Genomic DNA, 1656 nt, shown 5'->3' on the forward strand with positions numbered 1-1656 from the left:
CCCTTACGATCATGCCCCCAGCCATGAGGAATACTAATCACGCCGGGCATGATCTCGTCTGATGAAAACGCGTCTATTTCTATTTTACCTACTCGAGACTGAACCACTATTCGTTCACCCTCAGCCATCCCCAAGCTATCAGTATCGCTAGGATTTAGTAAGGCGTGATCTCGTCGAGGGCCTTTAACAAGTCTCTGGGAATTATGTAGCCATGAATTATTACTTCGGATATGACGACGCCCGATGAGCAAGAACCCTGTCTGAGAGTCACAACTTTCATCTCGACCTTCCTCTCGCGTTGCGAGAGCTTCAATCTCTGGCAACAAGCTTTCAATAACGACATGAATGCACTTGTCTTCAGTACAGATGCGCGAGCTCAACCCAGATTTCAACGGTCCTAAATCGATCCCGCTAGGATTTGATTTAAGCTTATCTAAACTCAAGGCTAACCCTTGAGTAGCAGCTTTGCCATAAGGTCCCATTTGTAAGCCCATATCTATCAACAAATGTGGAGGGATAAGTGGCTTAAAAGGAATTTCTTTAGCAATGGATATTGCCTTAGCTAACCCGCTTAAGATCTCCCAGTCATGCATATAGCCTTCTTTTTTCTCAAAGATGGCACCGCTGTAACGAGCATAATCTCGAACAGACAGGCGAAGGAAAGCAAGATCGTAATGATCGTGTTCAAGAGGGCCCGTCGGCGGAAGAATATAATCAGCATGGCGTGTCGTTTCATTTAGATAAAAATCCAAACTGACCATCAAATCTAATTGGCTAAATGCTTCATCAAGTTGGCGTCCATTCGGAGCAGATAACACAGGATTACCAGCCATGGTAAACAAGGCTTTGTATTGACCTTCTCCCTCCGTCAAAATCTCCTCAGCCAATACAGTGCTCGGCAACTCCCCTCCAAATTCAGGAAGTCCAGATACTCGACTATGATATTTCGCGTAATGACCACGGCCAGGTTCGCCAGGTTTCACATACCCAACTGCCGATGAGGGAAACATTGCGCCACCTTGCTTATCGAGATTTCCGCTATAGAGATTGATTAGATGAATCGCCCACTGGCATATTGTCCCATAGCGCTGAGTAGACACACCCATTCGCCCATAGATAACAGCCTTATCAGCATTCAAAAACGCATCAAACACATGCTTAAGCTCGTCAGCACTAATACCTGATTGTTGAGCCGCTTTTTCTATTGAGAACGACGCAAGCATATCGTAAAGCTGCTCTGTACCAAGCACTTCGACGCCTAAATCTGTCGGCGTATCTTTGTTCTCAAGAACATATCTCAGCATCGCCAATAAAACGTATACGTCACTGCTCGGACGAACAAAATAATGCTCGTCTGCAACGTCGGCGGTCTCACTGCGTCTCGGGTCGAATACGACGACCTTACCCTGTCGCTCTTGAATCGACTTCAAACGTTTTTTTATGTCAGGAACGGTCATCATACTGCCGTTTGACGCAACAGGATTTGCACCAAACATAAGGAAATAATCTGTATGATCAACATCAGGTACTGGCACTAAGAACTGATGTCCAAATAAATACAAAGCAACGAAGTGATGCGGCAATTGGTCTAATGAAGTGGCCGAAAAATTACTCTTAGTTTGTAATGCCTTTCTGAGTAATTTGCCATGCGTTAAA

1 protein-coding gene is annotated in these 1656 nt (G+C 45.0%); it reads right to left on the reverse strand.

What is annotated here, in order from left to right; genetic code table 11:
- On the reverse strand, nt 1-1656 hold a 1656-nt coding region (locus tag A3739_RS09160; protein WP_068501080.1), incomplete at both ends, for a molybdopterin-dependent oxidoreductase.

Source organism: Oleiphilus sp. HI0067 (genome assembly GCF_001635735.1).